We start from the raw sequence: 20,291 nt of genomic DNA, 5'->3' as shown, positions 1-20,291 counted from the left end.
TCATTCCGCCAATTGTGGCCGGAATGCGGCTTTGTTTCCGATTGACCCACAAAAGCCGAAAAATCTTGGGTTTTTCGGAAGACTGCCTGCAGTATCCCCGAAAGACGCGCCGGCGCTGCCACGAAATGGCCCGCCCGACGACGTAGGATGTGGGTCCGGCCTGCCCGGTATCTCGCGTTGGAAGGGAACGAGACATGAAGAAACTGCTGATCGGCGCCATCGCCCTCGCCGGCCTTGCCGCGCCCGTGTTCGCCGGAACGGCCTATGCCTACAAGTTCAAGGATCACACCATCTATGTCAGCTGCTTCCGGGGCCCCTGGAAGGAAGTCATCTGGGACCGTCCGAACGCCAAGTTCGTCGATAGCCTGGTGACGCTCGGCTACGATTACCCGACCTCGCACGCGATCGCCGAACGGGTCTGCCGCGACGAGGCGCTGGTGTTCAACCCCGAGGGTCTGAAATCGGAAATGAAGCGGATCTACGCGGACTCGCCCGAGTACCGCAAACGCTGAGGCACACTGCACACCCAAGTGCGTGTCTGACGCCGGGCCTTCTCGCATCCAGCGGTCCGGTTGTCGGCTTGAAAGGGCCGCCCGCAGGGGCGGCCCGTTCTTGTTCCGGCGCTCCGACTGTGCCGGATATGTCGGCAGGGCGGGGCCTGATGCGGACTGTCGGGAAAAGTTTACTTCCCTTTGGTCCGACTTGTCCTACACTGGTCCCAGCAAGACAGCCCGGACCGGCCGTGCCGGCGGGCAGGGAACTGACCAGGACCATGACGTGACGAAGACCACCATGCACCGCAACGCCGTGCCCCTTCGCGGGACCATGGCAGAAAGGCGTTGCGCATGACGGATGACCTTCGGCCGTTCAGTTCCGATCCGAGACATTCCATCGTGCCGCCGGCCCATCCGCCTGCGGCACGTTTTCGTCTCCGGGCGCGCGAAACCGGAATGACATCTGCGCCCGGATCAGGTGCCCGGCACCCTCGATTCACCCCAATCCTGCAGGAGACGTGATTGGCCACCACCGTGCTGCCCCAGCCCACCGATGACACCCCCCTCGCCGAAGTCCAGGTCGACTTCCCCGACAACTACCTGCTGATCGCGCTCTGCGGCGAATACGACCGCAACCTGGCCGAGATCGAGCAGAAGCTTTCCGTCCAGATCCTCCGGCGCGGCAACCACCTTGTCGCGATCGGGGACAAGGCGGCGGCCGACCAGGCGATCGCGTTGCTGAAATCGCTCTACGCCCGGCTCGAAGCGGGGCGCGAGGTCGGCCCGGCCGACATCGACCGCGAGCTCAGGATGAGCGATCCGGCCCCGGCCCGCGCGACCCGCGACGGCAGCCAGTTCGAGATGTTCGGCGACGGCCCGGTCGAGATCAAGACGCGCAAGAAGATGGTCGAGCCGCGCACCGACGCGCAGAAGGCCTATGTCAAATCGCTGTTCAAGAACGAACTGGCCTTCGGCATTGGCCCGGCGGGCACCGGCAAGACATACCTGGCCGTGGCGGTCGGCGTGTCGATGTTCATCGAGGGCATGGTCGACCGGATCATCCTGTCGCGCCCGGCGGTCGAGGCAGGCGAAAAGCTCGGCTACCTGCCCGGCGACATGAAGGAGAAGGTCGATCCCTACATGCAGCCGCTCTATGACGCGCTGAACGACTTCCTGCCGGCCAAGACCCTGCAGAAGATGTTCGAGGAAAAGCGGGTCGAGATCGCGCCGCTGGCCTTCATGCGCGGTCGGACGCTGGCGAACGCCTTCGTCGTGCTGGACGAGGCGCAGAATGCGACCACCATGCAGATGAAGATGTTCCTGACCCGGCTGGGCGAAGGCTCTCGCATGGTGATCACCGGCGACCGCAGCCAGGTCGACCTGCCGCGCGGCGTGACCTCGGGGCTGGCGGATGCCGAGCGCATCCTGAAGGACGTGAAGGCGATCAGCTTCAACTACTTCACCGCCAAGGACGTGGTGCGCCACCCGCTGGTCGCCGCGATCATCGAGGCCTACGACGCCGACGGTCCGATCGGCTGATCAGACCCAGCCCTGAACGGCAAGGACCAGGCCGATCAGGGCGACCCCCGCGGTCACCGGGTACATCACCGCCGGGGTGTCCGTGCGGACAGCGTCGGGAAAGGCCATGCGCGCGAGGCCTGCGATCAGCAGGGCCCATCCCGACAGGGTGACGAGGGCGGTCCAGTCGGCCGCCCAGCCGGAATGGAACACCAGCACCGTCAGGCCGCCGGTCATCAGGATCATCCCGTTCAGGAAGGTCATGGCCGGCGGCACGTCCTTCCAGATGCGGGCATGCACCAACTCGAGGATGGCGACGGCGAACATGACCGGTCCGAGGATCGCGGCGATGGTCTCCGACGTCTGCATTGCATTCTCCCGTTCCGAAGGCCCGAAAGGACTGGTAAAGGCGCGCCCATGAGTCTGGTTGATTGTCTGATCGAGGATCCCCGCTGGCAAGAGGCCGGGATCGAACCGCTGGCCGAAACGGCGGCGGCGGCCACGCTGCGGCACCTGGGTCTCGACCCCGATAACTGGGAGGTTTCGCTTCTGGCCTGCGACGATGCGCGGATCGCGGCGTTGAACGCCGATTTCCGCGACAAGCCGACGCCGACCAACGTGCTGTCCTGGCCGTCAGAGGAACGCGGGGCCGAGGTGGCAGGCGAGGCGCCCGAGCAGCCCGACGGGTTCGACCCGGAACTGGGCGACATCGCCATCGCCTACGAGACATGCGCGCGCGAGGCCGGGGAGGGGGAAAACCGCTCAAGGATCACGCGACCCACTTGATCGTTCATGCAGTTTTGCATTTGCTGGGCTACGATCACGTTCGTGACGAAGATGCCACTTTGATGGAACAATTAGAGACTGTCATACTTGGCAAGATGGGTATTGCAGACCCATATGACTGATCGTCGGGCATTGCGGCCCGATTGCACCGGAAAGGACCAATGGGCAACTCCACTGACGGGTCTTTGAACGCAGCGCAGGGCGCGCTGCCGCAAGGCAAGACGATAGAGCCGATGCCGGCCCCCATAAGGGCCCCGCGTCGTGGCATATTTTCCAAACTTTTCGGTCGCGGCCCCGATGCCGCGAACGTGCCGACCCTCCACACGCCGGCCAGCGATGTGCCACGTCCGGCGCATGGCATGGTCAACCTGCGCCGCATGCGGGTCGAAGACGTCTCGGTCCCCAAGGCCGAGATCGTGGCCGTGCCCTCGACCATCAACCGTGACGACCTGGTCAAGGTGTTCCGCGAATCCGGCATGACCCGGCTTCCGGTGTTCCAGGGCACGCTCGACACGCCCATCGGGCTGATCCACCTGAAGGACTTCGCGCTCAAGCACGGGTTCAACGGCGCGGGCGGACGGTTCTCGATCAAGGCGTTGCTGCGCCCGCTGCTCTTCGTGCCGCCCTCGATGCCGATCGGGGTGCTGCTGCAGAAGATGCAGCAGGAACGTTGCCACATGGCGCTGGTGATCGACGAATACGGCGGGGTCGACGGGTTGGTGACGATCGAGGACCTGATCGAACAGGTCATCGGCGAGATCGAGGATGAGCACGACGTCGAGGAAGACGCGCTCTGGACCAAGGAGAAATCCGGGTCCTGGCTGGTGCTCGCCAAGGCCCCGCTGGACGAGTTCGAGGCCGAGACCGGCGTCGACCTGACCGCCGACGACAGCGTCGACGAGGAAGAGATCGACACCCTCGGCGGGCTGGTCTTCATGCTGTCGGGCCGGGTGCCGGCGCGGGGCGAGGTGGTGGAACACCCCGCCGGGCATGAATTCGAGGTCATCGATGCCGATCCCCGCCGCATCAAGCGGCTGAGAGTGCGCCTGGCGCAGCCCGAACTCGAGGATGCCTGAAACCCTTCGGGCCGTGGCCCGACCCGGCTGGCGACAGGCGGCCCTGGCCGCCGGTTTCGGTGCGGTGGCCGCGCTTGGCCTCGCACCGTTCAACCTGTGGCCGCTGGCGATCTTTGCGCTGGCGGGCGTGGTCTGGTGCTTCGACCGCGCCACAACGCCGCGCGCCGCCGCCCTGCTGGGCTGGGCCGCGGGCACCGGCTATTTCGCCGTCGCGCTGCACTGGATCGTCGAGCCGTTCCTGATCGACATTGCCCGCCACGGCTGGATGGCGCCCTTTGCGCTGATCTTCATGGCGGCGGGGCTGGCGCTTTTCTGGGGGGCGGGGTTCCTGCTGGCGCAGTGGATTGCCCCGCGCGGGCCGATGCGGTTGCCGGCCTTCGTCGCCGCCATCACACTGGCCGAGATGCTGCGCAGCGTGGTGATGACGGGCTTTCCCTGGGCGCTCACGGGTCATGTCCTGATCGGATCGCCCTTCCTGCCCTTCGCGGCATGGATCGGGCCGGACGGGCTGACCTTCCTCGTCTGGGCGCTGGCCGCGATGCTGTCGCTGGTCCCGGCTCAGCCGTTGCGGGCGGGCCTTCCCCTGGTCCTCGTTCTGGGCGGGCTGATCCTGGCCGCGCCCGCGGCCGCGCCGCGCCCGGGTGAGGTGGCTGTGGATGCGCCGGTGCTGCGCCTGATGCAGCCGAACGCCCCGCAGCGCGAGAAATGGGATCCCCGGATGATCCCCGTCTTCTTCGACCGGATGACCGGCTTTTCCGCCGCCACGCCCGCCGCCGACCTGACGATCTGGCCTGAGACCTCCGTGCCCGCCTTCCTCGACGATTCGCTCCGCATCCGGGAGGTGATCGCAGAACAGGCGGGCGGCGCGACCAGCGTGGTCGGGATCGAGCGGCGCGAAGACGGCAACTATTTCAACACCCTCGCCGTGGTGCAGCCCGATGGAGACGTCGGCGCGGTCTATGACAAGCACCACCTTGTCCCGTTCGGGGAGTACCTGCCGATGGGCCCGCTGCTGGCGCGGCTGGGCCTTGCGCCCATGGTGGACCGCTTCGGCGGCTTCACCCCGGGCACCGGCCCGCAGGTGATCGACCTCGGCCCGGCCGGGCGGGCGATCCCGCTCATCTGTTACGAGGCGGTGTTCCCGCGCGAGATCGGCGGCGTGGCCGAGCGTCCGGACATGCTGCTTCAGATCACCAACGATGCGTGGTTCGGCACCTTCTCGGGCCCCTACCAGCACCTGGCGCAGGCGCGGCTGCGGGCGGTCGAACAGGGGTTGCCCTTCGTGCGCGTCGCCAACACAGGCATCTCGGCGGTGATCGCGGCGGACGGTACCGTGCTGGCCAGCCTCCCTCTGGGCGAGGCGGGGTTCATCGACCAGCCGCGCCCGCCTGCCGCGCCCCCGACGCTCTATGCCCGGATCGGCGGGTGGCCCGTGTTTTTGCTGACGATTTGTGTGCTTTTGGCGGCACTGACCCTGCGTCGCCGCCAATTGCACCTATCGGACCATTGACCCTAGGACCGCCCGGTCGTAACCACGGTTGCACTCCTGTCACAACGGCTTCCTGGCGTGGCAGGCGAAACTTAATGGAGCATTTCCCATGACACGACAGAACTACATCTTCACCTCGGAATCCGTTTCCGAGGGCCACCCCGACAAGGTCTGCGACCGAATTTCAGATGCAGTTCTGGACGCGCTGATTGCCGAGGAACCCCACGCCCGCGTGGCCTGCGAAACCTTCGCCACCACCAACCGCGTCGTCATCGGCGGCGAGATCGGGCTGGCCGACGAGGCGAAGCTGAAGGAGATGATGGGCCGGGTCGAGGGCATCGCCCGCGACTGTATCCGCGACATCGGCTACGAGCAGGACGAATTCCACTGGGAAACCTGCGAGGTGACGAACCTGCTGCACAAGCAGTCCGCTCACATCGCGCAGGGCGTCGATGCCAAGGACAACAAGGACGAGGGCGCGGGCGACCAGGGCATCATGTTCGGCTATGCCACGAACGAGACCGACGCCCTGATGCCGGCCCCGATCCAGTTCTCGCACGCGATCCTCAAGCGCCTGGCCGAGGCCCGCAAGAGCGGCGCGGAACCGACACTGCGCCCCGACGCCAAGAGCCAGCTGTCGCTGCGCTATGAAAACGGCGTCCCGGTCGAGGTGATGCAGCTGGTCCTGTCCACGCAGCACCGCGACGAGGATCAGTCCAGCGACGACATCCGCGCTATCGTCGAACCCTATATCCGCGACGTGCTGCCGGACGGCTGGCTGACCGACAACACCGAATGGTGGGTCAACCCCACGGGCAAGTTCGTGATCGGCGGCCCCGATGGCGATGCCGGCCTGACCGGGCGCAAGATCATCGTCGACACCTACGGCGGCGCGGCCCCGCATGGCGGCGGCGCGTTCTCGGGCAAGGATCCGACCAAGGTCGACCGTTCGGCCGCCTATGCCGCGCGCTACCTCGCCAAGAACGTCGTGGCGGCGGGCATGGCGGACAAGTGCACGATCCAGCTCTCCTACGCGATCGGGATCTCCAAGCCGCTGTCGATCTATGCCGACACCTACGGCACCGGCCAGGTCGACGAGGCCGAGATCGAGCGCGCCGTGGCCAAGGTCATGGACCTGACCCCGCGCGGCATCCGCGAGCATCTTGAACTGAACAAGCCGATCTACCAGCGAACCGCCGCCTATGGCCACTTTGGCCGCGCACCGGATGCCGACGGTGGCTTTTCCTGGGAAAAGACCGACCTGGTCGAGGCGCTGAAGAAAGCGGTCTGAAACGCCTCAGCCAGCCACTGTGTACACGGGCCGCCCCCCTCGGGCGGCCCGTCTGCGTTTCGCGTCAGCCCGCCGCGCCGTGCGGCGCGAAACGCGCGCGCGGGCGTATGATCTTGCCGGTGACGGATTGCTCGATCGCATGGGCGATCCAGCCGGCCAGCCGCCCGATCGCGAAGAGGCGAAAGCCCGCGTCCGGCGGCAGGTCGTATTGCGCGACACAGGCGGCCAGCGCCATGTCCACGTTTGCCGGCTGCCCCAGCCGGTCCGACAGGCGCCGGACATGCCGCAGCACCGGCGCGTCGGGCGGCATCCGGGCCAGCAGCGCCGTGGCCCGCGGGTCGCCCGCGGGATAGAGCGGGTGGCCAAGGCCATAGGCATAGGGCCCCGGTTCGGCATGATCACCGATGAACGCCTCGATCGCGCGCGGCCCGCGCTCGGACGCGCGGATCGCCGCCCGTGCCATCGGCGCGACGCCACCGTGCAGCGGCCCGGTCAGCGTGGTCAGGCCCGCCAGCATCGCCGCGGCCAGGCTCGCCCCGGTCGAGGCGCAGACCCGCACCGCGAAGGTCGAGGGGTTCAGTTCGTGATCGCTGAGCAGGACAAGCGCGCGGCGGACGGTATCGGCGGCCTCGGCATCCAGTCCCCAGGCCTGCCGCAGCCGGTCGTGGATCGGGCCGGGGTGCGCCGCCCCGATCAGCGCGTCGGCGATGCGCGACATCAGCGCCGCGCCGTCGCACGCGATCTCGCCTGCCTGCCGCCCGCGCATCGGTGCGCCTGACGCGGCCTCGACCGCCAGCAGGGTCAGCGCCCGGTGCAGCGGCGTGTCGCCCGGCGGCGGCGGGGGCAGGCGGCGCGGCGGGGTGAAGTCGGCGACATGGCAGTGATGGGCGGCGACCTCTTCAAGTCCCATGGTCGCGGCGCAGTCCGCCGCGGCGCGGGTGCCGAAGTAGAGCGTGCCGTCGCGGATGTCCGAGATCGAGGTTTCCAGCACCGGCTCGCCCCAGCGGATCGACTGCGCCGCGATGCTGGCCCGGGCGCGCGGCCGTCTATGTCGCCGCGCCAGCGCCTCGACATCGGCGCGAGCATAGAGGCTACGGCGGGCGTCGGCGGTATCGCTGCGTGCCCGCAGCAGGCGGCGGCTGACATAGGCATAAAGGGTCTGGGGCCGCACCCCGAGCAGGGCGCAGGCGGCATCGGCGTCGATCCAGTCCGGGTCAGTCATATTGATTATCTTTATCAAGATTGCGAAGTCGTCAACGCGGGTCTTATCTGCCACCGAACGACGCGGAGACGGATCATGACAAACCCCTTCACCCGGCAGATCGACGAAGCCCTCGGCACGGACATGACCCCCGAGGTGGCGCTGCGGCACGAGGGTGCGGACTCGCTGCCCTCCTACTTCGACGTCGCGGGCCTCGCCACGGCCTCGGTCGGCGCGGCGGCGCGGGAACTGGCAGCCCTGACCGGCGCGGGCACGGTGGCAGTGCACCAGCGCCGCGCCCTGATCTGGTTCGGCGCGTCCCTGCGGCCCGAGGGCTGGAGCCTGCCTGACATCTGGGATCCGGTCGCGGGCGACTACGCTACGGCGGATGGCTGGATCCGCCTGCACACGAATGCCCCGCACCACCGCGCGGCCGCCCTGTCGGTCCTCGGGTGCGACGCGACCCGCGATGCCGTGGCCGAAACGGTGCGGGACTGGCCCGGGGCAGCGCTGCAGGACGCGGTCGTCGCGGCCGGCGGCTGCGCGGCGGCGATGCACGACATGGCCGGTTGGGCGGCGCATCCGCAGGGTCGCGCGGTGGCCGCCGACCCGTTGATCGGCTGGAGCGTCAGGGGAGAGGGCGGCGGCGCGGCCACGCTGCAGGGGCTCAAGGTGCTCGACCTCACCCGCGTGCTCGCGGGGCCGGTCGCGACCCGTTTCCTGGCCGGGTTCGGCGCGGACGTTCTGCGGATCGACCCGCCCGGCTGGAACGAGCCGGGGGTCGAGATGGAGGTCACGCTGGGCAAGCGGCTGGCGGGGCTGGACCTGAAGACCGATGAAGGCCGCGCGACCTTCGAGGCGCTCCTGCAAGGGGCCGACGTCTTCGTGCATGGTTACCGCCCCGGCGCGCTCGCCGCGCTTGGCTACGGTCCCGACACGCTCGCCCGCCTCGCGCCGCGGGCGGTCGAGGTTACGCTCGACGCCTATGGCTGGCAGGGGCCTTGGGCCGGACGGCGCGGCTTTGACAGCCTGGTGCAGATGAGCTCGGGCATCGCGGCCGAGGGGATGCGCCGGGCCGGTGCCGCGCGCCCGGTGCCGCTGCCGGTGCAGGCGCTCGACCATGCGACCGGCTACCTGATGGCGGCGGCGGTCCTGCGCGCCCTGCGTCGCCGCGCCGCGACCGGCGAGGTGATGCGCGCCCGCCTGTCGCTGGCGCGGACGGCGGCGCTTCTGGTCTCGGCCGGGGCGGGGGACCTGTCGGCGAAACTGTCGCCCGGCACCGGCGACGACCTGGCCCCGGGGATCGAGGAGACCGGCTGGGGCGCCGCCCGGCGGGTGGCCTTCCCGGTCACGCTGAACGGTGCGTTGCCGGTCTGGCGCTACCCGGCGCACCCGCTGCGGCGCGACCCGGCACGGTGGTGATACGGAAAGGGCCCCGCAATGCGGGGCCCCTCCATTTCCGTTTGGCCGGTCGTCAGGCCAGCGCGGCCTTGCGCGAGGCGCCCAGCGACACCGGGCCTGCGCCGAGGGCCACGACCATCAGCATGCCGCCGGCGATCGAAACGTTCTTCATGAACGAGATCGTCTGCATCTGCGCCTCCATGCCTTCCATGCCCATGCCGGGGATCAGGTGGAAGATCAGGCCCGAGAGGATCGAGAAGCCGGCGAGGAGGAAGGCGGCGAGGCGGGCCTGCCAGCCAAGCAGCAGCGCGATACCGCCGCCCAGTTCGACGAGGATGACGAGCGGCAGCAGCGCGCCGGGCACGCCCATGGCGTCCATGTAGCCCTGGGTGCCGGCGTAGCCGGTGATCTTCTGGAAGCCGGAGATGATGAAGATGAGGGACAGCAGCACGCGGCCAAGCGGTGCGGCGATGCGGGAGATGGTGGAATCGGTGGTCATGGCGGTCTCTTCGGTATGGATCAGGATCGGCAGCGCCAGCGGCGCCGGTGTGGCGGGAAACCTAGAAGCTGTGCGCTGACCGCGCTATTCGCCAATTTCTGACATATTCTGTGCAGGGGCGCGCAGGCGGGCCGGGTACGCCCGCGCCGCCGCGGCGCGGTTGATCCCCGGCGCACCTGCGGCTAAAGGCGCGCCATGGACAACGATCGCCACCCCTCGGGCGCCCCCTGGCGCAACTTCTACGGCCGCTTCAAGGGCAAGGGCCTGCGCAAGTCGCAGGAGGTCTACCTTGACGAGGACCTCGCCGCGCTGTCGCCCGGCGCCGTCGGGTGGGAGGAAAACCCCGACCGCACGCCGCTCGACCTCGACGCGCTCTTCGGCGACAGGGACGTCTGGCTCGAAGTCGGGTTCGGCGGCGGCGAACACCTTGTGCACCAGGCGGTGCAGAACCCCGGGGTGGGTATCATCGGCTGCGAGCCCTACATCAACGGCGTCGCCATGCTGCTGGGCAAGATCCGCGAGGCGGAGGCCCGGAACCTCGCCGTGCATCCCGGCGATGTGCGCGATCTCTTCGACGTGCTGCCCGACCGCAGCCTGTCGCGCGCCTTCCTGCTCTATCCCGATCCCTGGCCGAAGAAGCGGCATCACCGCCGCCGCTTCGTCACGCCCGACTACCTTGAACCGCTGGCGCGCAAGCTGAAGCCTGGCGCGATCTTCCGCGTGGCGACCGACATTCCCGACTACGTCCGCCAGACGCTGGAAGAGGTGCCGCCGCAGGGTTTCGACTGGCTGGCCGAGGGACCTGCCGACTGGCGCAGGCCGTGGGACGACTGGATCTCGACGCGCTACGAGCAGAAGGCGCTGCGCGAGGGTCGGATGCCGCACTACCTGACCTTCCGGCGGGCCGGGTGACGACGCCGGGCTGAGTCCGGGCGCGGGATCCCGGGCAGGTGGGGCGCGCGCGGATGGCGGCCCTCCGGGGGAGTTTTCCCGACAAGATGAAGCGGGGCGCGGCGCGATGGACGGCGGCGTGAGCCTGCGGTATCAGGCCGGGGACAACCGAGGGAGACGGGCATGAGCGGGCATGGCGAACCGGTGCCGATGGTGGCACGCAAGGCAGCGGGCCTGAAGGGCGTGGCAGAGGTGCCGGGAGACAAGTCGATCTCGCACCGGTCGCTGATCCTTGGCGCGCTCTCGGTCGGTGAAACCCGCGTGACCGGGCTCCTGGAAGGTGAGGACGTGCTGGACACCGCCAAGGCGATGCGGGCCTTCGGCGCGGATGTCGAGCGGCTGGGCGACGGCGAATGGCGCGTGCACGGCGTGGGCGTCGGCGGTTTCGCCGAGCCGGGGCAGGTGATCGACTGCGGCAATTCCGGCACCGGCGTGCGGCTGATCATGGGCGCGATGGCCACCTCGCCGATCGCCGCGACCTTCACCGGGGATGCGAGCCTGAACGGGCGGCCGATGGCGCGGGTGACCGATCCGCTGGCGCTCTTCGGGGCGCGGGCCTATGGCCGCGCGGGCGGCCGCCTGCCGATGACGATCCTGGGCGCCGCCGACCCGGTGCCGGTCCGCTACGCGACACCGGTGCCGTCGGCGCAGGTGAAATCGGCCGTCCTGCTGGCGGGGCTGAACGCGCCGGGCGAGACGGTGGTGATCGAGAAAGAGGCCACGCGCGACCATTCCGAACGGATGCTGCGCGGTTTCGGTGCCGAGGTCACGACCGAGGTGCTGCCGGAGGGCCGGGTGATCACGCTCAAGGGGCAGCCGGAGCTGATGGGTCAGACCGTCGATGTGCCGCGCGACCCGTCGAGCGCCGCCTTTCCGGTCTGCGCGGCGCTGATCGTCGAAGGCTCGGACGTGCTGGTGCCGAACATCGGGCTGAACCCGACGCGGGCGGGGCTTTACGAGACCCTGCGCGAGATGGGCGCCGACCTGACCTATGAGAACCCGCGGGAAGAGGGCGGCGAACCGGTCGCCGACCTGCGCGCCCGCTTCTCTCCGGACATGAAGGGGATCGTCGTGCCGCCCGAGCGTGCGGCCAGCATGATCGACGAGTACCCGGTGCTTTCGGTGGTCGCGGCCTTTGCCGAGGGCCGGACCGAGATGCCGGGCGTGAAGGAGCTGCGCGTCAAGGAAAGCGACCGGATCGACGCGATGGCCGTGGGCCTGCGGGCCTGCGGCGTCGCGGTGGACGAGGGCGAGGACTGGTGGGCGGTCGAGGGGCGTGGGCCCGGTGGCGTCACCGGGGGCGCGACGGTGGAGAGCCGGCTGGATCACCGGATCGCAATGGCGTTCCTCTGCCTCGGGATGGCGACCGAGCGACCCGTCACGGTGGACGATGCCGGGCCGATCGCGACGTCGTTCCCCGTGTTCGAGCCGCTGATGCAGCGCCTGGGCGCGTCGCTGGTGCGGGTCAACCGGGCGTGACCGGAGCGGGGGCGAGGCCGATGCAGTTCACCGTGGCAATCGACGGGCCGGCAGCTTCGGGCAAGGGCACGATCTCGCGCGCGGTGGCGGGGCTCTTCGGGTTTGCGCATCTCGACACCGGGCTGATCTACCGCGCCACCGGCAAGCGGGTGCTGGCCGGCGAGGCGCCGATCGACGCCGCGCGGGACCTGAGGGCCGAGGACCTGGCCGCCGACGGCCTGCGCACGCCCGAGGTGGCGCAGGCTGCGAGCCAGGTCGCCGCGATCCCCGAGGTGCGGGCGGCGCTGGTTGCGTTCCAGCGCGGCTTTGCCCGGCGCGATGGTGGCGCGGTGCTGGACGGGCGCGACATCGGCACGGTGATCTGCCCCGCGGCCGAGGTGAAACTTTTCGTCACCGCGTCCGATGCGGTGCGGGCCGGGCGGCGCTGGCGTGAACTCGTAGAGAGCGGCCACGACATCACCGAGGCCGAAGTGCTGGCCGACCTGCGGACCCGCGACAAGCGGGATGCCGAACGCGATGCCGCGCCGATGGTGGCGGCGGCTGATGCGCTGGTCCTCGACACCACGGCGCTGTCGATCGAGGATGCCGTGGCCCGCGCCGCTGAGGCCGTGAGGGCACGCCTGCCCGCGGCCTGACGCGCGCCGGATTGCCGGGTCACGACATCACCCGTATCCTGCCTGCAACTTGCCACATCGGCCGGGTAGTGCCCAAGTGGCAGTAAAGCGGAAACGGGTTAGGGCATGGCATCTTCAGGGGCAGTTGCGGTTGCCGCAACGGGCGAACCGCGCCCGGCCGACCTGCCTGTCCTGGTCTGTGACCTCGACGGCACCCTCCTGCGCACCGACATGCTGTTCGAAACGTTCTGGGCCGCCTTCGCCTCGCGCTGGACGGCGCCGGTGCCGGCGACCTGGGCGCTGCTGCGCGGCCGCGCCGCGCTCAAGGCGCACCTGGCCGGCGAGGCCCGGGTCGATGTCGCCCTGCTGCCCTACAACGACGCGGTGATCGACGAGCTGCGCGCCTGGCGCGCGCGGGGCGGGCGCACGGCACTGGCGACGGCGGCGGACCAGTCCGTGGCCGAGCGTGTGGCGGCGCACCTGGGGCTTTTCGACGAGGTCCACGGCTCGGACGGGGTGCGCAACCTGAAAGGGGCCGAAAAGGCCGCCTTCCTGGTCGAGCGCTACGGCGCGCGACAGTTCACCTACATCGGCGACGCGCCGGCCGACCTCAAGGTCTGGGCCGAGGCGGCGGGCGGGATCAGCGTGGGTGCCGCGCCGGGCCTGCGCCGCGCCGCCGAGACGCGGACCGACATGCGCCACCTGGGCGAGGCCCCGCAGATCGCGGGCGCGATGTTCCGGGCGCTCAGGCCGCATCAATGGGCCAAGAACGCGCTGATCTTCCTGCCGCTGCTGGCCGGTCACGCGCTCAGCCTTTCGACCCTGTTCCAGGCCGTTCTGGCCTTCGCCGCCTTCAGCATGGTGGCGTCGAGCGTCTACGTGCTGAACGACCTGCTCGACCTTGCCGCCGACCGCGCCCATCCGCGGAAGCGCCTGCGTCCCTTCGCCAGCGGCGCCCTGCCGCTGCGCCACGGGACATGGATGGCGCCGGCCCTGCTCCTGGGGGGCATCGCGATCTCGGTGCTGCTCGGGCCGCTCTTCCTGGCGGTGATGGCGCTCTACTACGTGACGACCACGGCCTATTCGCTCTGGCTCAAGCAGAAGCACGTGATCGACATCTGCACGCTGGCCGCGCTCTACGCGCTCAGGATCATCGCGGGCGGGGTGGCGACGGGGATCGAGCTGTCGGTCTGGCTGCTGGCCTTCTCGATCTTCTTCTTCTTTGCGCTGGCCGCGGTGAAACGCCAGGCCGAGCTGGTCGACGGCCAGGCCACCGGGCGCGAGATGTCGCGCCGTGGCTACGAGGGCGGCGACCTGCCGCTGATCGAGATGATGGCGCTGGCCTCGGGCTATGTCTCGGTGATGGTGATGGCGCTCTACGTCGACTCGCCCGAGGTCCGCGAACTCTATTCGCGGCCCGAGGTGCTGTGGGGCCTCTGCGCAATCCTGCTCTACTGGATCAGCCGCATGGTCTTCATCACGCACCGGGGGCGGATGCATGACGACCCGATCGTCTTTGCCGTGCGCGACCGGCTGACCCAGGTGCTCTTCATCGCGAGCCTCGGCCTTGTCACCGCGGGGAGCCTGCTGTGAGCGCCGATGCCGTCAAAGGGTTCACGCTGGCCTGGCGCTACAGCCTGTTCGCCTCCCTCGCGACGCTCGCGAACCTCGGAGCGCAGAGGCTGGTGATCGACCGGGGCGGCCTTGCCGTGGCGCTGGTCGTCGGGACCGGGGTCGGGCTGGTGGTCAAGTACGCGCTCGACAAGCGCTGGATCTTCCGCGACGGCGAGGGCGGGCTGGCCGCGCACCGGCGCAAGTTCTCGCTCTACACGCTGATGGGGCTCGTCACGACGCTGGTGTTTTGGGGAACCGAGACGCTGTTCTGGGCCGTCTGGGGCACCGATTTCATGCGCGAGGTCGGGGCGGTGATCGGGCTGACGGTGGGCTACATCGTGAAGTTCAACCTCGACAAGCGCTTCGTCTTTGTCCCCGTCCGGGGGCATGCGGCATGACCCGGCTGTCCGGCTGGGGCCGCTACCCGGTGGCCGATTGCACGTTGACCCGCCCGCGGGGCGAGGATGCGGTGCGCGACGCGCTGGGCGCCGGACCGGTGATCGCGCGGGGCAACGGGCGGGCCTATGGCGACGCGGCGCTGCAGCCTCGGGGCACGATCGACATGCGGCGGATGAGCCGGATGCTGGATTTCGACCCTGATACGGGGCGTGTCGAGGTCGAGGCGGGCGTCCTTCTGGGTGACGTCATCCGCGCCTTCCTGCCGCGGGGCTGGTTTCCGGCGGTGACCCCGGGGACCAAGCTGGTGACCATCGGCGGCTGCATTGCGTCCGACGTGCATGGCAAGAACCACCGGGGCGATGGCAGCTTTGCCCGGCACCTCGACTGGATCGACCTGATGGGCGCGGATGGCGAGGTGACCCGCTGCACCCGCCAGTCCAACGGCGACCTGTTCGACTGGACCCCCGGCGCGATGGGGCTGACCGGCGTGGTCCTGCGGGCCGGCTTTCGCCTGCGGCCGGTGGAAAGCGGCTGGATCGCGCAGGAGACGATCCCCGCGGCCAACCTGAAAGAGGCGATGGCGGTGCTCGAAGGCGCCACGTCCACCTACTCTGTCGCCTGGTTCGATTGCCTTGGCCGGGGCGACGACCTGGGCCGTTCGCTGGTCATGCTGGGCGATCACGCGGCGCAGGCGGACCTGCCGTCTGACAAGCGCTACCGCCCGTTCCACGTACCGCCGAAGCGGCGCAAACGAGTGCCGGTGGATGCGCCGGCGATGGCGCTGAACCGCTACACGCTGCGGGCGTTCAACAGTCTCTATCACTGGGCCGGGGCGCGGAAATCGGGCCATGCGCTGGTCGACTGGGACACCTATTTCTACCCGCTCGATGCCGTGCTCGACTGGAACCGGATCTACGGCCGCCGCGGCTTTGCGCAGTACCAGTGCGTCATCCCCCTCGCCGCGGCCGATGCCGGGCTGACCCGGCTGCTCGACACGATCTCGGCCTCGGGGCAGGGGTCGTTCCTGGCGGTTCTGAAACGCCTCGGACCGCAGGGCGGGCCGTTCTCCTTCCCGATGGAGGGCTACACCCTGGCGCTGGATTTCCCGGTCAACGACCGGACGCTCGCACTGCTGAACGACCTCGACGCGATCACGCTCGACCATGGCGGACGGCTCTACCTGACCAAGGACAGCCGGGCCTCGGCGGCGACGATCCGGGCGATGGACGACCGCGCGGCCACGTTCCGCGCCATGCGCGAGGCGCGCGGACTGACGGGGGCCTTTGCCTCGGGACAATCGGAAAGGCTGAACCTGTGACGGAAACGGTACTGATCCTCGGCGGACGCTCTGACATCGGCCTGGCCTGCGCCCACGCCTTCGCGGCCGAAGGGCACCCGGTGCAACTGGCCGCCCGCCGGGCCGATACGCTTGAGGCCGAGCGCCGCGACGTCGCCCTGCGCCACGGCGTCGAGGTGACGCTGCACGAGCTGGACGCGCTGGACCTGGCCGGGCACGAGGCGTTCGCCAGCGGCCTCGACCCGGCGCCCGGCATCGTCGTCTGCGCCATCGGCGCGCTTGGCGAACAGGACCGGGACGAGGCGGACCACGACGCCGCCGCTGCCGTGATGCGCGCGAACTTCGAGGGGCCCGCCACGCTGCTGGCGGTCTTTGCCAACCGGATGGCGGCGCGCGGGGACGGCGTGCTGGTCGGCATCTCCTCGGTCGCGGGCGACCGGGGGCGGGCGACGAACTACATCTACGGATCGGCCAAGGCGGGGTTCACCGCGTACCTTTCGGGGCTGCGGAACCGTCTGGCAAAGCAGGGCGTGCACGTGGTCACGGTCAAGCCGGGATTCGTCGCGACTCGCATGACCGACGGCATGGACCTGCCGGAAAAGCTGACGGCCGAGCCCGAGGCGGTGGCGCAGGCGATCCTCAAGGCGGTGCGCCGTCGCCGAAACGTGATCTACGTGAAACCCGTCTGGTGGCTGGTGATGACGGTGATCGGCGCCATCCCCGAGGGTGTGTTCAAGCGGATGCGCATATAATCGCCGGGTGACGCAGGGGTAGGGAATACCGTACTGTGTTGACTGGAGAGATGAGCGCACCATCTAACTCATCCATTGGACAGCCAGTTTTCAACAGCCAACCCCTTTCCCCGTTACTTTCATGACAAAACCTTTCCCCCAGAGCCCGCGCCCGTCCGGCACCGCGACCGGCGTCATCCCCATAAAACCGGTTGAACGACCGGACGGACGCGGGCTCGACACCGCCATGGACTGCCTCGTTCCCTGCCGCCGGCGCGAGGAAACTCCGCCCGCCGGGGCCGCCCCGGATCCCGGCAAGGACAGCTGACCGGCGGCCCGGACCCGGCGACCGACCAGCGAAACATGGCGGATCCCCTTGATTTCCCCGCCGTGGCCTAGTAGAGACGCGCGCGTCGACAAGGCGTAAACGCCGCGATGGAAGGACTGAGCAGGGGTCGGGACGCACCGGCCCTCTTTCGTTTGCGGAAGCTGAACTGACCAAACCCCAAGACCGGCGGAGACAACCGCACGGCCAGCCAAATCGAAGAAAAGGAACCGATAGGCCACATGGCTAACAACGCATCCATGGAGGAATTCGAAGCCCTCCTTAACGAAAGCTTCGAAATCGACACCCCCGAAGAGGGTTCTGTCGTCAAAGGCAAGGTCATCGCGATCGAAGCGGGCCAAGCCATCATCGACGTGGGCTACAAGATGGAAGGCCGCGTTGATCTGAAAGAATTCGCAAACCCCGGCGAGCAGCCCGACATCACCGTCGGCGACGAGGTCGAAGTCTACCTCCGCGCAGCTGAAAACGCCCGTGGCGAAGCCGTCATCTCGCGCGAGATGGCCCGCCGCGAGGAAGCCTGGGACCGCCTGGAAAAAGCCTACGCAGACGATGCCCGCGTCGAAGGCGCGATCTTCGGCCGCGTCAAGGGCGGCTTCACCGTCGACCTCGGCGGTGCCGTGGCCTTCCTGCCCGGCTCGCAAGTTGACGTGCGCCCCGTGCGCGACGCCGGCCCGCTCATGGGTCTCAAGCAGCCGTTCCAGATCCTCAAGATGGACCGTCGCCGTGGCAACATCGTTGTCTCGCGTCGTGCAATCCTTGAAGAATCGCGTGCCGAACAGCGTGCCGAAGTCATCGCCAACCTGACCGAAGGTCAGACGGTCGAGGGCGTGGTCAAGAACATCACCGAGTACGGCGCATTCGTCGACCTCGGCGGCGTCGATGGCCTGCTGCACGTGACCGACATGGCATGGCGCCGTGTGAACCACCCGTCCGAGATCCTGACGATCGGCGAGACCGTGAAGGTCCAGGTCATCAAGATCAACAAGGACACCCACCGTATCTCCCTCGGCATGAAGCAGCTGCAGGAAGATCCGTGGAACCTGGTGGCCGCCAAGTACCCGCTGGGTTCGGTGCATCCGGGCCGCGTCACGAACATCACCGACTACGGTGCATTCGTGGAGCTGGAGCCGGGCGTCGAAGGCCTGGTCCACGTCTCGGAAATGTCCTGGACCAAGAAGAACGTGCACCCCGGCAAGATCGTTTCGACCTCGCAGGAAGTGGACGTCATGGTGCTCGAGATCGACGCTGCCAAGCGCCGCGTCTCGCTGGGCCTCAAGCAGACCATGCGCAACCCGTGGGAAGTCTTTGCCGAGACGCACCCGGAAGGCACCGTGGTCGAGGGCGAGGTCAAGAACATCACCGAGTTCGGCCTGTTCGTGGGTCTCCCGGGCGAGATCGACGGCATGGTTCACCTTTCGGACCTGTCGTGGGACGAGCGCGGTGAAGACGCCATCCAGAACTACCGCAAGGGCGACATGGTCAAGGCCGTGGTCTCCGAAGTCGACACCGAGAAAGAGCGCATCTCGCTCTCGATCAAGAACGTCGAAGGCGACAAGTTCGCCGACGCCGTTGGCGGCGTGAAGCGTGGTTCGATCATCACCGTCGAAGTGACGGCGATCGAGGACGGCGGCATCGAGGTGGAATACGAAGGCATGAAGTCCTTCATCCGCCGCTCCGACCTGTCGCGTGACCGTTCCGAACAGCGCCCCGAGCGCTTCTCGGTCGGCGATCACGTGGACGTCCGCGTCACCAACGTCGACAGCAAGTCGCACCGCCTGGGTCTGTCGATCAAGGCACGCGAGATCGCCGAAGAGAAAGAGGCCGTCGCACAGTACGGTTCCTCCGACTCGGGCGCGTCGCTGGGCGACATCCTCGGCGCGGCGCTGAAAGGCGACGACGAGTAATCATCGGCCGCAAGGTCGACACGGAAAGGCGGGCCCCCGGGCCCGCCTTTTTGCATGCGCGCTCAGCGTTTTCGCGGACGTCCCGCCGGTGCGGACTTGCCGCGCGCCACCTCGGCCTCCAGGGCGTCGAGGTGCGGCTCCCAGAACCGGCGGAAGTGGTCCAGCCACTGGTCGATTTCGGCGAAGGGGGCGCTGCCGACGCTGTAGATGCGGCGCGCGCCCGCGGGCTCGACGTCGGCAAAGCCGTGGTCGCGCAGGACCTTGAGGTGCTGCGAGGTTGCGGCCGGGGTGATGCCGAACGCCTGCCCGACGGCGGCGGCAACCTCGCTGGCGGTCAGCTGGCCCTCGGCCAGCCGTTCGAGGATGAAGCGGCGGACCGGATCGCCCAGGACGTCGAAGGCGTGCATCAGCCGCCCGGCGCCTGTTCGCCGCGGTAGAAGGCCGCGGTGTTGGCCGCGGCCTGCCGCGCGGCCTCGGGCGCGGCGCCGCCCGCGATGTCGGCGCGCCCCCAGTCCTCGGCCGAGCGGGTGACATAGGCCTTGCCGGCCGCGGAGGCGCCGAAATCGGCCTCGTCAAAGCGCGCCTCGGGATCGGTGAGGTGCAGCGCCAGCCCCAGCAGTCCGAGATCCCAGCCGACACCGACGGCGCCGGGTCCGTACTGGTCCCAGAACGGGTTCACCAGCGCGGTGTGCACCAGAGTGAACCGCGTGCCGTCGCCCTCGGCCTCGAGCGTCAGGTCCACCCACGAGGTGTCGCCGCCGAACTCCCAGGTGACTGACAATCGGTCGGGCGGGTCGCAGGTCAGGATCTCTCCGCCCGCGTTGCCCTTGAGCTGGAAGCGCCCGCCGGGCCTCAGGTCGCCCGCGACCGGCAGGAACCAGCGTTGCAGCCGTTCGGGCCGGGTCAGGGCATCCCAGAGATCGTCGATATCGGTGGCGTAGTCGCGCGTCAGCTGGACGGACTTGGCGGGCTTGCCATCGCGCCGGGTCGCGGTGACGGCGCGGGTGACCGCGCCCAGATGGGGTTCGAAGGGATCGGACATTGGCGCACTCCATGTAAGCCTATCCTTAATTAAGCGCAAACTTAATAAAATGGCAACCACAGCCTGCCGAGCGCGGAAAGCCCGCCCGAATCATGAGGTTGCACGCCGCACTGCGGCATGACGTTAGGGCCGTGTGCTTGGCTTAAATTTTGGCGAAAT

19 protein-coding genes, 1 pseudogene and 1 riboswitch are annotated in these 20,291 nt (G+C 68.8%); of the genes and pseudogenes, 15 read left to right on the top strand and 5 right to left on the bottom strand.

The annotated features are described in order from the left end of the window. Positions 1-194 precede the first annotated feature (194 nt). Together ACE2AC_RS12150 and ACE2AC_RS12145 are read left to right on the top strand one after the other, a co-directional pair. Positions 195-512 (top strand): hypothetical protein, encoded by a 318-nt coding sequence (locus tag ACE2AC_RS12150; RefSeq protein ID WP_375687405.1) that lies wholly within the window; start codon positions 195-197, stop codon positions 510-512. Between the two features lie 504 nt (positions 513-1,016). Continuing rightward, a complete protein-coding gene (locus ACE2AC_RS12145; RefSeq protein WP_375687403.1) occupies positions 1,017-2,033 on the top strand; it encodes a PhoH family protein in 1,017 nt (338 codons plus the stop codon). Here the strand turns inward: ACE2AC_RS12145 and ACE2AC_RS12140 are convergent, their stop codons facing one another. Then, positions 2,034-2,381, bottom strand: a complete 348-nt coding sequence (locus ACE2AC_RS12140) for a hypothetical protein (protein WP_375687401.1) — start codon at positions 2,379-2,381, stop codon at positions 2,034-2,036. Between the two features lie 48 nt (positions 2,382-2,429). Between ACE2AC_RS12140 and ybeY the strand changes: the two are divergent. The 4 genes and pseudogenes from ybeY (at position 2,430) to metK (ending at position 6,654) form a co-directional block, all read left to right on the top strand. Beyond that, positions 2,430-2,920: pseudogene (gene ybeY, locus ACE2AC_RS12135) on the top strand (rRNA maturation RNase YbeY). Positions 2,921-2,959: 39 nt separating this feature from the next. Continuing rightward, positions 2,960-3,874, top strand: a complete 915-nt coding sequence (locus ACE2AC_RS12130; protein ID WP_375687400.1) for a hemolysin family protein — start codon at positions 2,960-2,962, stop codon at positions 3,872-3,874. Beyond that, positions 3,867-5,384 carry an apolipoprotein N-acyltransferase gene (gene lnt / locus ACE2AC_RS12125; protein ID WP_375687398.1) on the top strand — a complete coding sequence of 506 codons (1,518 nt, stop codon included), beginning with the start codon at positions 3,867-3,869 and terminating at the stop codon, positions 5,382-5,384. Before ACE2AC_RS12130 ends, lnt begins: the two co-directional genes overlap by 8 nt. 33 nt (positions 5,385-5,417) lie before the next feature. After that, a riboswitch (SAM-SAH riboswitch) is annotated at positions 5,418-5,466 on the top strand. Between the two features lie 6 nt (positions 5,467-5,472). Then, a complete protein-coding gene (gene metK / locus ACE2AC_RS12120) occupies positions 5,473-6,654 on the top strand; it encodes a methionine adenosyltransferase (RefSeq protein WP_375687396.1) in 1,182 nt (393 codons plus the stop codon). Between the two features lie 64 nt (positions 6,655-6,718). On the opposite strand, the gene ACE2AC_RS12115 is transcribed toward metK, so the two are convergent. After that, the gene (locus ACE2AC_RS12115) at positions 6,719-7,876 is read right to left on the bottom strand and encodes a citrate synthase (RefSeq protein ID WP_375687394.1); all 1,158 of its coding nucleotides are present in this window, start codon (positions 7,874-7,876) and stop codon (positions 6,719-6,721) included. A gap of 75 nt (positions 7,877-7,951) precedes the next feature. Here ACE2AC_RS12115 and ACE2AC_RS12110 point away from each other — a divergent pair, with 75 nt between their 5' ends. Next, on the top strand, positions 7,952-9,277 hold the full coding sequence (locus tag ACE2AC_RS12110; RefSeq protein ID WP_375687393.1) for a CoA transferase: 1,326 nt from the start codon (positions 7,952-7,954) through the stop codon (positions 9,275-9,277). Between the two features lie 52 nt (positions 9,278-9,329). Here ACE2AC_RS12110 and ACE2AC_RS12105 read toward each other — a convergent pair whose 3' ends face one another. Then, positions 9,330-9,755 (bottom strand): DoxX family protein, encoded by a 426-nt coding sequence (locus tag ACE2AC_RS12105; protein WP_375687391.1) that lies wholly within the window; start codon positions 9,753-9,755, stop codon positions 9,330-9,332. A gap of 195 nt (positions 9,756-9,950) precedes the next feature. Here ACE2AC_RS12105 and ACE2AC_RS12100 point away from each other — a divergent pair, with 195 nt between their 5' ends. From ACE2AC_RS12100 to rpsA, 8 genes are all read left to right on the top strand, one after another. Continuing rightward, positions 9,951-10,667: a tRNA (guanine(46)-N(7))-methyltransferase TrmB gene (locus ACE2AC_RS12100; RefSeq protein WP_375687389.1), complete on the top strand. Its 717-nt coding sequence runs from the start codon at positions 9,951-9,953 to the stop codon at positions 10,665-10,667. Between the two features lie 162 nt (positions 10,668-10,829). Next, entirely contained in the window at positions 10,830-12,185 is a 1,356-nt protein-coding gene (gene aroA / locus ACE2AC_RS12095; RefSeq protein ID WP_375687387.1) for a 3-phosphoshikimate 1-carboxyvinyltransferase, read from the top strand. Between the two features lie 20 nt (positions 12,186-12,205). Next, entirely contained in the window at positions 12,206-12,820 is a 615-nt protein-coding gene (locus ACE2AC_RS12090) for a (d)CMP kinase (RefSeq protein ID WP_375687385.1), read from the top strand. 105 nt (positions 12,821-12,925) lie between these two features. Further along, positions 12,926-14,392, top strand: coding sequence for a UbiA family prenyltransferase (locus ACE2AC_RS12085; RefSeq protein WP_375687383.1), 1,467 nt, complete (start codon positions 12,926-12,928; stop codon positions 14,390-14,392). Next, positions 14,389-14,811 (top strand): GtrA family protein, encoded by a 423-nt coding sequence (locus ACE2AC_RS12080; protein ID WP_375687381.1) that lies wholly within the window; start codon positions 14,389-14,391, stop codon positions 14,809-14,811. The genes ACE2AC_RS12085 and ACE2AC_RS12080 overlap by 4 nt, the downstream gene beginning before the upstream one ends. Then, positions 14,808-16,130 (top strand): FAD-dependent oxidoreductase, encoded by a 1,323-nt coding sequence (locus tag ACE2AC_RS12075; protein WP_375687380.1) that lies wholly within the window; start codon positions 14,808-14,810, stop codon positions 16,128-16,130. Before ACE2AC_RS12080 ends, ACE2AC_RS12075 begins: the two co-directional genes overlap by 4 nt. Continuing rightward, positions 16,127-16,861, top strand: a complete 735-nt coding sequence (locus ACE2AC_RS12070; protein ID WP_375687378.1) for an SDR family oxidoreductase — start codon at positions 16,127-16,129, stop codon at positions 16,859-16,861. Before ACE2AC_RS12075 ends, ACE2AC_RS12070 begins: the two co-directional genes overlap by 4 nt. Positions 16,862-17,425: 564 nt before the next feature. Next, a complete protein-coding gene (rpsA, locus tag ACE2AC_RS12065; protein ID WP_375687376.1) occupies positions 17,426-19,090 on the top strand; it encodes a 30S ribosomal protein S1 in 1,665 nt (554 codons plus the stop codon). 62 nt (positions 19,091-19,152) lie between these two features. Here the strand turns inward: rpsA and ACE2AC_RS12060 are convergent, their stop codons facing one another. Continuing rightward, positions 19,153-19,497, bottom strand: coding sequence for an ArsR/SmtB family transcription factor (locus ACE2AC_RS12060; protein ID WP_375687374.1), 345 nt, complete (start codon positions 19,495-19,497; stop codon positions 19,153-19,155). After that, on the bottom strand, positions 19,497-20,132 hold the full coding sequence (locus ACE2AC_RS12055) for an SRPBCC family protein (RefSeq protein ID WP_375687372.1): 636 nt from the start codon (positions 20,130-20,132) through the stop codon (positions 19,497-19,499). The genes ACE2AC_RS12060 and ACE2AC_RS12055 overlap by 1 nt, the downstream gene beginning before the upstream one ends. Between the last annotated feature and the right edge of the window lie 159 nt (positions 20,133-20,291).

The organism is Pseudooceanicola sp. LIPI14-2-Ac024, assembly GCF_042188925.1.
In the GTDB taxonomy this organism is placed as follows: domain Bacteria; phylum Pseudomonadota; class Alphaproteobacteria; order Rhodobacterales; family Rhodobacteraceae; genus Pseudooceanicola.
The sequence above is the reverse complement of the archived record's forward strand: the minus strand, read 5'-3'. Positions and strand labels throughout refer to the sequence as shown.

What these genes read in the sequence shown, in the direction of transcription:
- ACE2AC_RS12150 (WP_375687405.1), top strand. Translation starts at nt 195, where the DNA reads ATGAAGAAACTGCTGATCGGCGCCATCGCCCTCGCCGGCCTTGCCGCG.
- ACE2AC_RS12140 (WP_375687401.1), bottom strand. Translation starts at nt 2,381, where the DNA reads ATGCAGACGTCGGAGACCATCGCCGCGATCCTCGGACCGGTCATGTTC.
- ACE2AC_RS12130 (WP_375687400.1), top strand. Translation starts at nt 2,960, where the DNA reads ATGGGCAACTCCACTGACGGGTCTTTGAACGCAGCGCAGGGCGCGCTG.
- lnt (WP_375687398.1), top strand. Translation starts at nt 3,867, where the DNA reads ATGCCTGAAACCCTTCGGGCCGTGGCCCGACCCGGCTGGCGACAGGCG.
- metK (WP_375687396.1), top strand. Translation starts at nt 5,473, where the DNA reads ATGACACGACAGAACTACATCTTCACCTCGGAATCCGTTTCCGAGGGC.
- ACE2AC_RS12115 (WP_375687394.1), bottom strand. Translation starts at nt 7,876, where the DNA reads ATGACTGACCCGGACTGGATCGACGCCGATGCCGCCTGCGCCCTGCTC.
- ACE2AC_RS12110 (WP_375687393.1), top strand. Translation starts at nt 7,952, where the DNA reads ATGACAAACCCCTTCACCCGGCAGATCGACGAAGCCCTCGGCACGGAC.
- ACE2AC_RS12105 (WP_375687391.1), bottom strand. Translation starts at nt 9,755, where the DNA reads ATGACCACCGATTCCACCATCTCCCGCATCGCCGCACCGCTTGGCCGC.
- ACE2AC_RS12100 (WP_375687389.1), top strand. Translation starts at nt 9,951, where the DNA reads ATGGACAACGATCGCCACCCCTCGGGCGCCCCCTGGCGCAACTTCTAC.
- aroA (WP_375687387.1), top strand. Translation starts at nt 10,830, where the DNA reads ATGAGCGGGCATGGCGAACCGGTGCCGATGGTGGCACGCAAGGCAGCG.
- ACE2AC_RS12090 (WP_375687385.1), top strand. Translation starts at nt 12,206, where the DNA reads ATGCAGTTCACCGTGGCAATCGACGGGCCGGCAGCTTCGGGCAAGGGC.
- ACE2AC_RS12085 (WP_375687383.1), top strand. Translation starts at nt 12,926, where the DNA reads ATGGCATCTTCAGGGGCAGTTGCGGTTGCCGCAACGGGCGAACCGCGC.
- ACE2AC_RS12075 (WP_375687380.1), top strand. Translation starts at nt 14,808, where the DNA reads ATGACCCGGCTGTCCGGCTGGGGCCGCTACCCGGTGGCCGATTGCACG.
- rpsA (WP_375687376.1), top strand. Translation starts at nt 17,426, where the DNA reads ATGGAGGAATTCGAAGCCCTCCTTAACGAAAGCTTCGAAATCGACACC.
- ACE2AC_RS12060 (WP_375687374.1), bottom strand. Translation starts at nt 19,497, where the DNA reads ATGCACGCCTTCGACGTCCTGGGCGATCCGGTCCGCCGCTTCATCCTC.
- ACE2AC_RS12055 (WP_375687372.1), bottom strand. Translation starts at nt 20,132, where the DNA reads ATGTCCGATCCCTTCGAACCCCATCTGGGCGCGGTCACCCGCGCCGTC.